The organism is Inquilinus limosus (assembly GCF_002195995.1).
Taxonomy (GTDB): Bacteria; Pseudomonadota; Alphaproteobacteria; order DSM-16000; family Inquilinaceae; genus Inquilinus; species Inquilinus limosus_C.
Map to the genome: position 1 here is coordinate 40,827 of NZ_NHON01000048.1, position 8,108 is coordinate 48,934.

Below are 8,108 nucleotides of genomic sequence, written 5' to 3' on the forward strand. Positions count from 1 at the left end.
GACCTCGTGCCGGGCCGGGTCAGGCGTCGCGATCGCCACCGGCCAGCCAGGAGCGGATGAAGCGGTTGATCCGCTCCGGCCGCCACTGCACCGGGGCCGCCGCGTCCGGCCGCGGCGCGGCGCGGCCGCAATCCAAGATCATGAAGTCGGTGCGGCGCTCGCGCTCCGGATCCACCTCCTGCAACACCGGCGCGTGGTCACCGTAGAAGGCCAGCAGCACCCGCTCCGCCGCCGCGTCGAGATGGGCCACGAGCCGGGCCAGCATCGCATCGGCGTGGCCGATATGGTGCAGGTATTGCTGCAGCGGCGCGTCCTTGCCCGGCACCCGGCCGGGGCGGTAGGGGTCGTGCGCCTCCATGGTGACGCAGACCAGGAACAGCCGCACCCCGTCCACCTTGGCCCGGCGCAGTTCCTCCTCGATCACCCCGGCCACGGCGTCGTCCGAGATATAGTAGCCGCTGCGCCCGGCCTCCGGCAGGTCGCGCTGGCCGATGAAGCGCTCGAAGCCGAGCGCCGGGATCGCCTCGCGCCGGCGGAAGAAGGTCTCGTCATAGGGGTGCAGGAAGATGGTGCGCCAGCCCTGGCCGCGCAGCGCCGCGGCGAGCGAGGCCGGGGCGAAGCGCCGCGGCCGCAGATAGGGATGCAGCCCGTCGAAGGACTGCTCGGCGGCGCCGAGGCCGGTGATTGCCGAGACCTCCGGCCGCAGCGTGTAGGCGCCGAAGCACGGCACATCGAGCAGGCCGTGCACCAGGGCCCGCGGCTTGAGCCGGTCGAATTCCGGCAGCTCCGTCGCGATGCCGATCCGGCGCAGATCCATGAAGGATTCCGACTGCACCACGATCACGGCATCGACATCCGGCCCGGGCTCGGGCGGCGGCATCTCCGGCAGCGGCCGGCGGCCTTCGCTTTGCCAGCGCAGCCAGGCGGTCGGCAGCGACAGGGCCAGGCCGAAGCGCCGGATCGTGCCGCGCGGATCCACCGGGTCGGCGAAGGTCAGCGCCCGCGGCCAGGGGATGGCGAAGGCCGCGAGGCCCAGCAGCGCCGCTTCGCCCGCCAGCAGCGCCAGTTGCGCCGGGACCGGGATGCTGCGCGGCTCCAGCCCCACCCAGGCCGCGATCACCGCGACCAGCAGCGCCGCGATGCCGGTCAGCGCCAGCCCCTCGCGCCGCTCGATATAGAACAGGGCGGGGTGCCGCAGCATCGGCAGGATGAAGGCGAAGTCGGAGAACACCAGCGGCTCGTAGAGGCTGCGGTGCTTGGCGTTGGAGATCGCCACCAGGATCGCCAGCGTGATCAGGCTGGCGGCCAGCGCGAACCAGAAGCGGCCGAACAGCCCCAGCCAGGCGCCGAGCATGAGCAGGAAGACGACGGTCCGGCCGAGCAGGGCGGCGCGGCTGCCGCCGAACATCCCCCGCCGCGGCCGGGCCAGGGCATCCGCCGCCTCCCAGGCGACGGCGCCGCCGGCCAGGCCGATCAGTTCGGGCACGACCGGCATGGCGCCGCCTCCCCCCGCGGATGTCCGGCTCAGCCGCCCCCGACCACGGTGGTGACCGGCGAGCGCACCGAGATGGCGCTGCGCACCACCGCCAGGAACTTCAGGAACTCGACCGACGACGCGGTGCCGACATAGATCAGGTCGCGGCTGTGCACCGGAAACTGCTGGGCATAGAAGAAGCCGCGCGGGTCCTCGAAGCTGAGGCGGTAGACCACCGGCACCGGCTGGCGCGCGGCCAGCAGCGGCGAGTTGCTGCGGATCGACTGGAACACGGCCCGCGATTCGAAGCGGAAGACGAAGACGGCGCTGGCATCCGCCTGGTTCGACGCCAGCCCGCCGGCCCGGCCCACGGCCTGGGCCAGGGTGAACGGCTCCTGGTCGATCGGCAGCTCGCTGGAGGTGCTGACCGCGCCCAGCGCCGTGTAGGTCTGCGGGTGCCGGGTGACGTAGATGGTGTCGTCCGGCTGGATGTAGATGTTCTCGGACGGGTCCTTCAGGATGGTCGGCAGGCCCACCGTCTCCGACGCCCCGGCCCGGGTCAGGGTGATGAAGGTCTCCGCCGGCAGCGACTTGATGCCGCCGCCCTGGGCGACGACGTCGAGCAGCCGCTCGCCCCTGAGGTTGAGCGGCACCCGCGCCCCGCCGGTCTGGTCACCCAGCACCGAGGCCGAGGCGGAGCCGGATTCCGGCACGGTGACGATCACCTGCGGCTGGCTGGCCTGGCTGGTCAGCGACCGCTCGATCGCGTCGGCGACCTCGGTCGGGGTGCGGCCCACGGCCCGGATCGGCTTGGCCGCATAGGGCACGGTGATGTTGCCGCGCTGGTCGACGACCTGGGGCGGCAAAGTGACGCTGTGCGCCCCGTCCGCGCCGGTCGGGGTGACGGCGCCGGAGGCGAACAGGCCGGTCCCCGCCTCCCAGATCGACACCGAGACGGTGTCCCCGACCCCGATCTGCTGCGTCGGCGCCGGCGCCTTGTCGCCGAAGCGCTGCATCAGACTGGGCCGTGGGGCGCGATCCAGCGCCGCGATCGTGGTCTCGTTGAGATCGACGATGGCGTATTGGGTGTCGACCGCCTTGGCAGCTTCCGCGGCCGAGGCTTTCTCGCCCGACGCCAGGATCTGGCCAGCCAGGGGGCCGTTGCTCGGCAGCTCGCCACAGGCGGGCAGCGCGAGAGCGGCGGGAAGGAGCCACGCCAGTCGCCAGGTCATGGGGCCGTCGTCTCTTCTGCCGTGCGCCGTAGCGCGAATGCTTGGGACATACCAGATTTCGAACGCAATAGCCAATGCTGCATCTGCGTACGATTCCGCATTCGAGTCCGGAAACCAAGGCAGAGAGCGGCTTCCCGGACTGCAAACCTGAAATTTCTGTTTTCGTGCCGCATTTTAGGTTTTATATCTATAGCGCGCTCTCCAAATCTTGGATGGCGGCATGGGTGAAGCTATGGTCCGATATGGTGCATCGCCATCGGGGCCGTGCCGAAGCCTCTGCTTCGAGTCGCCGGACAGCACAGGACCACGCCGTGACCCAGACGATCATGATCGACGGCTACAATCTCGGCCTCGAAACCGGCACCGGGGTGGCCACCTATGCCCGGAACCTGAGCTATGAGCTGCACAATCTCGGCTACCGCACCGAGGTGCTGTATGGCGGCCGGGCCGCGCCGAGCACCCAGCAGCTGCTGCGCGAGATCGCCTTCTTCGACCCGTCCAATGTCGGCGAGGCGCCGCGCTGGCTGGAGTTCCTGCGCTATGTCAACGAGCTGATCCATTCGCCGGCGGGGGTGCGGGCCAAGCCGGTGCCGATCACCGGCAAGGTGATCGCCAGGACCTACCGCTCGCGGATGCCGTATTACGACCAGATCAGCTCGGTGCCGGACCTGTGGAGCCGCTCCTACCGGCACTTCGCCATCTATCGCAACCGGATGACGGTGACGCTGCGCCACGCGCCCAAGCTGATGCACTGGACCTATCCGCTGCCGCTGCGCATGGCCGGCGCCCGCAACATCTACACCATCCACGACCTGGTGCCGCTGCGGCTGCCCTACACCACGCTCGACAACAAGCGCCGCTACCACCGGCTGGTGCGGATGCTGCTGCGCAAGGCCGACCACATCGTCACCGTGTCGGAGACCTCGAAGCGCGACATCGTCGACCTGTTCGGCTACCCCGAGGAGCGCATCACCAACACCTACCAGGCGGTCGACATCCCGGCGAAATACGCCGAGAAGCCGGAGGAGGCGGTGAAGCGCGAGGTCGAGGGCACCTTCAACCTGACCCACAAGGGCTACCTGCTCTATTTCGGCGCGATCGAGCCGAAGAAGAACATCGGCCGGCTGATCGAGGGGTACCTCGCCAGCCAGATCAAGACGCCGCTGGTGATCATCGGCAAGCTGGCCTGGAAGACCGACCAGGAGCTGAAGCTGCTGAACGATTCGACCATCCGCTACCTGGAGCAGGTCGACACCCTGACCTACACCCGCAATCGGGTGCTGCGCATCGACTACGCCCCCTTCCCGCTGCTGGTCAGCCTGATCCGCGGCGCCAAGGCGGTGACCTTCCCGTCGCTGTACGAAGGCTTCGGCCTGCCGGTTCTGGAGGCGATGCGCCTGGGCACGCCGGTCCTGGCCTCGACCGAGGGCGCGCTGCCGGAGGTGGCGGGCGACGCGGCGTTGCTGATCGACCCCTACGACACCCATGCCCTGGCCGAGGCGATCCGCGCCCTCGACAGCAACGCCGAGCTGCGCGCCGACCTGACGCAGCGCGGCCTCCGCCAGGCGGATCTCTACTCGCCGGAGCGCTACCGCGCCCGGCTGGGCGAGATGTACCGGCGGCTGCTGCCGGCCGGGGAGCGGTCGCGGGCCGGGGCGGAGGCGGAGGCCGCAACCGCGACGCCGGTTCTGGCGGACGCCGACCAAAGGTTTCGTTAAAGGATCCGTGGTGGAGCAAGAAGGTTTGGTGGTTTCGAAGGTTTCCTCGTCGCATCCGGTCTGCTATGCTGCGGTGCAGCGAACGGAAGCGCAGCCACCCCGACTCTCGTGAGGCATGGCTTGGGCAAGACACCGGACAATCCCTCGGAAGACCTCTCCGAAAAGCTGGACCAGCAGGCCTCGGTCGCGGACTCCCCGGACGACGCCGACGCCTCCCAGGATGCGCCGGCGTCGCGGCGGACCATTGCCGAGCTGCGGGCCGCCCGGGCACGGATGGCGGCCCGTCGCGGCGGCGAGCCGGCCGGGACCGAGCCGGAGGGCGAGGCCGCCCCGACGACCGACGCCACCGTCACCTCGCTGCCCAGCCGGCGGCGATCGGCGGATGAGCTGGTGACCGGCTTCCGCGATGTGCCGGCGGTGCGGTCGGCGCCGCCGCCGACGGCCCGGCGCACGCCGCTGGAGCGCCGCTACGACACCCGGGCCGAGCCGCTGCGGCTGCCCAGCCGCAAGGCCAGGCTGTCGGCCGGGTTCTGGCTGTCGCTGCTGCTGATGGTGGTGCTGCCGACCGCGGCCGGGGCCGCCTACTACCTCTATTTCGCCGCCGACCAGTACGTCTCCGAGTTCCGCTTCGCGGTGAAATCCTCGAACGCCTCGGCCTCCTCGGCGACCACGGATCTCGTCGGCGCCGCGCTGGGCCAGTCGGCCCGGCTGTCGGCGTTCAGCGACAACTTCATCGTCGCCGACTACATCACCAGCCGCGAGGCGGTGGGCGACCTCCTGAAGACCGTCGACCTGCGCGCGATCTACAGCAGCCCGAAGGCCGACTACCTCTCCCGGCTCGACCCCACCGTGCCGGTCGAGAAGCTGGTGGAGTACTGGCAGAACCGGGTCGACGCCAGCTTCGACGTGTCGACCGGCATCTCGATCGTCCAGGTCCGCGCCTTCACGCCGGAGGATTCGCTGCGCGTCGCCAAGGCGCTGATCGGCTCCAGCGAGAACCTGGTCAACCGCATCGCCGAGCGCGCCCGCGAGGATTCGGTCCGCTTCGCCGAGCGCGACGTCAAGAACGCCGAGGACCGGCTGCGCGAGGTCACGGCCAAGCTGCGCCAGTTCCGCAACGTGCAGCAGACGCCGGACCTGTCGACCAGCGCGTCCTCGACCCTCGGCCTGTCGCTGCAGCTGCGCACGAACCTGGCGCAGATGGAAGCGCAGCTGACCTCGCTGTCGACCCACATGTCGCCGGACGCGCCGACCATCAAGGTGCTGAAGAACAACATCGCCGCCACCCGCGACCAGCTGAGCAAGATCGAGGGCGAGCTCGGCGCCGGCGCCGCCCCGGCCCCCGGCAACGGCGCGTCCCAGGAAGGCTATGCCGCGACCCTGTCGGATTACGAGGACATCCGGCTGGAGATGCAGTTCGCGCAGCAGAGCTACCAGAACATGCTGACGGCGCTGGACCAGGTGCGCAGCAGCGCCATGTCCGACCGCACCTATCTGATGCCCTATGTCGAGCCGACGCTGGCCGAGTACGCGCTGTATCCGGAGCGGGTCGAGGACGTGCTGATCGTGTTCCTGATCGCCTTCGTCGCCTGGGCCATCACCATGCTCACGGTCCACTCCGTGCGCGACCACATGATCTGAGGCGGGCCGGATGACGCCGACGATCGCCCCCCTGCCCGGAGCCGCGCCATGACCGTTCTGGCACGGCCCAGCCTCGGCACGGCCCTGGCGGTCCAGGTCCGGGTCCTGGTGTCGCTGATGCTGCGCGAGATGCGGATGCACGCCAAGCATTCGCGCCTCAGCTACCTGCTCGAGATGCTCGAGCCGATGCTGCAGCTGTCGATGATGATGGCGGTGTTCTCCGCCATCGGCCGGCAGGCGGATTTCGGCACCAGCATGCTGCTGTTCCTCGGCACCGGCATGATCCCGTACTTCACCTTCATGCACATCTCGTCGAAGGCGATGACGGCGCTGCGCGGCGGCGGGCTGACCAAGGGCGTGCCGCTGGTCAAGCCGCTGGACCTGCTGCTGGCCCGCGCCTTCCTGGAGACGCTGCAGCTCGCGGTCGTCGCGATCCTGCTGTTCAGCTTCATCCACCTCGTCATGGGGGTGCCGGAGGCGGCGCCGATCCAGCCGCTGAAGGTGGTCTCTGCCTTCCTGGTGATCGCGGCCACGGCGATCGGCGTCGGCATCGTCAACGGCGTGATCGGCTCCTTCTTCCGGCTGTGGGCGGTGGTCTACGGCGTGTTCGGCCGGTCGCTCCTGTTCCTCAGCGCCGTGTTCTACGTGCCCGACTACATGCCGGCGCAGATCCGCGACTGGCTGGTCTGGAACCCGGTGCTGCACGGCGTGGAGTGGTTCCGCACCGGCTTCTACCTGACCTATCCGACGATGTGCCTGGACAAGACCTATCTGCTGTCCTGGGCGCTGGGCTCGATCTTCTTCGGCCTGGTCCTGGAGCGAGCGCTGCGGACCCGCCGGATGACCGCGAAATGATCGTGCTGGACCGCGTCACCAAGCGCTACCGGTCGCACGGCAGCGGCCACAGCCGGCTGGTGCTGGACGAGCTGAGCGCCGTGTTCGAGCCGGGGCAGACCGTCGGCATCCTCGGCCGCCGCGGCGCCGGCAAGTCGACGCTGATCCGCATGATCGCGGGCTCCATCCCGCCGGATTCCGGGCGGGTGCTGCGCCAGGGCCGGGTGTCGTTCCTGGTCGGCACCGCCGGCCCCTTCGTCAGCACCATGACCGGGCGCGAGAATGTCTGGTTCACCGCCCGCATCTACGGCGCCGACGCCACCGAGGTGGTCCGCTTCGTCGAGGCGCATGCCGATCTGGGCACCGATTTCGACAAGCCGTTCGCGAGCTACACCGGCGACAAGCGCAGCCGCCTCCTGTTCACCGCGGCCTATGCCCTGCCCTTCGACATCTACCTGGCCGACGAATCGGTGATCGGCGGGCCGCCCGGCTTCCGCGACTGGTGCGAGCGGCTGGTCGACGCCCGCCGGCGCGAGGCGACGCTGGTCTTCACCACCAAGCGGCCGCGCATGCTGCGCCGCTTCGCCGACACCGGCGCGGTGCTGTCCGACGGGCGGCTGACCACCTACGACTCGGTGCGCGACGCCATCCTGGCGTTCAAGGATGACGATTTCCCCGCCGATGACGAGTCGCCGATCGAGTTCGACGAGGAGGACGAGGATGACGAGCTGCCCGCGCCGCTCCCCTGACCTCCGCCCGTCCGCCCCGACATGCTCGCCCGAGCATGCGCCATGGGTCCGGGGCCGTCCCCGGGCCTGCCACCGGGTGCGATGCACCCATTGCCATCTAGAGGACCGTCGATGAACACCTCGGAGCTGATCGAACAGCTGGCCCAGGACCACAAGCTGTCGCGCGTGAAGGCCAAGCGCATCCTCAACAGCATCTTCCAGGCGATCACCGAATCGGCCGCGCGGGGTGACCAGGTGTCGATCTCCGGCTTCGGCCGGTTCAAGGTGGCGACCCGGCCGGAGCGCGAGGGCCGCAACCCGACCACCGGCGCCCCGATCACCATCGCCGCCTCCAAGAAGGTGGTGTTCAGCCCGTCGAAGCCCGTCCGCGAGGCCCTCAACGCCTAAGGGCGTCTGACCCGGGGCCCGGCCGTCCGCCGGGTCCCGGCCGAACCAACAACAATCGATCCGATCCGAAGGC

The 8,108-nt window shown here is 69.7% G+C and carries 7 protein-coding genes; 5 read left to right on the forward strand and 2 right to left on the reverse strand.

Annotated elements, in window-relative coordinates; translation table 11 throughout:
- Window positions 1-19: 19 nt before the first annotated feature.
- Window positions 20-1,495: an LTA synthase family protein gene (locus tag BWR60_RS22675; RefSeq protein WP_088153301.1), complete on the reverse strand. Its 1,476-nt coding sequence runs from the start codon at window positions 1,493-1,495 to the stop codon at window positions 20-22.
- A gap of 29 nt (window positions 1,496-1,524) precedes the next feature.
- On the reverse strand, window positions 1,525-2,706 hold the full coding sequence (locus BWR60_RS22680) for a polysaccharide biosynthesis/export family protein (RefSeq protein ID WP_088153302.1): 1,182 nt from the start codon (window positions 2,704-2,706) through the stop codon (window positions 1,525-1,527).
- A gap of 311 nt (window positions 2,707-3,017) precedes the next feature.
- On the opposite strand from BWR60_RS22680, the gene BWR60_RS22685 reads away from it, so the two are divergent.
- The 5 genes from BWR60_RS22685 to BWR60_RS22705 all read left to right on the forward strand — a co-directional run bounded on the left by BWR60_RS22685 (window position 3,018) and on the right by BWR60_RS22705 (window position 8,035).
- Complete coding sequence (locus tag BWR60_RS22685) at window positions 3,018-4,424, forward strand: glycosyltransferase family 4 protein (protein ID WP_218823629.1); 1,407 nt, start codon at window positions 3,018-3,020, stop codon at window positions 4,422-4,424.
- Between the two features lie 120 nt (window positions 4,425-4,544).
- Complete coding sequence (locus BWR60_RS22690) at window positions 4,545-6,065, forward strand: hypothetical protein (protein ID WP_088153303.1); 1,521 nt, start codon at window positions 4,545-4,547, stop codon at window positions 6,063-6,065.
- Window positions 6,066-6,113: 48 nt separating this feature from the next.
- Window positions 6,114-6,920 carry an ABC transporter permease gene (locus BWR60_RS22695; protein ID WP_088153304.1) on the forward strand — a complete coding sequence of 269 codons (807 nt, stop codon included), beginning with the start codon at window positions 6,114-6,116 and terminating at the stop codon, window positions 6,918-6,920.
- Window positions 6,917-7,648 carry an ABC transporter ATP-binding protein gene (locus BWR60_RS22700; protein WP_088153305.1) on the forward strand — a complete coding sequence of 244 codons (732 nt, stop codon included), beginning with the start codon at window positions 6,917-6,919 and terminating at the stop codon, window positions 7,646-7,648. The genes BWR60_RS22695 and BWR60_RS22700 overlap by 4 nt, the downstream gene beginning before the upstream one ends.
- Before the next feature lie 111 nt (window positions 7,649-7,759).
- On the forward strand, window positions 7,760-8,035 hold the full coding sequence (locus BWR60_RS22705) for an HU family DNA-binding protein (RefSeq protein WP_088153306.1): 276 nt from the start codon (window positions 7,760-7,762) through the stop codon (window positions 8,033-8,035).
- Window positions 8,036-8,108 lie beyond the last annotated feature (73 nt).

Bases quoted from the DNA above. Each gene is read 5' to 3' on its own strand.
- BWR60_RS22705 (WP_088153306.1), top strand. From the start codon at position 7,760: ATGAACACCTCGGAGCTGATCGAACAGCTGGCCCAGGACCACAAGCTG.
- BWR60_RS22675 (WP_088153301.1), bottom strand. From the start codon at position 1,495: ATGCCGGTCGTGCCCGAACTGATCGGCCTGGCCGGCGGCGCCGTCGCC.
- BWR60_RS22680 (WP_088153302.1), bottom strand. From the start codon at position 2,706: ATGACCTGGCGACTGGCGTGGCTCCTTCCCGCCGCTCTCGCGCTGCCC.
- BWR60_RS22700 (WP_088153305.1), top strand. From the start codon at position 6,917: ATGATCGTGCTGGACCGCGTCACCAAGCGCTACCGGTCGCACGGCAGC.
- BWR60_RS22695 (WP_088153304.1), top strand. From the start codon at position 6,114: ATGACCGTTCTGGCACGGCCCAGCCTCGGCACGGCCCTGGCGGTCCAG.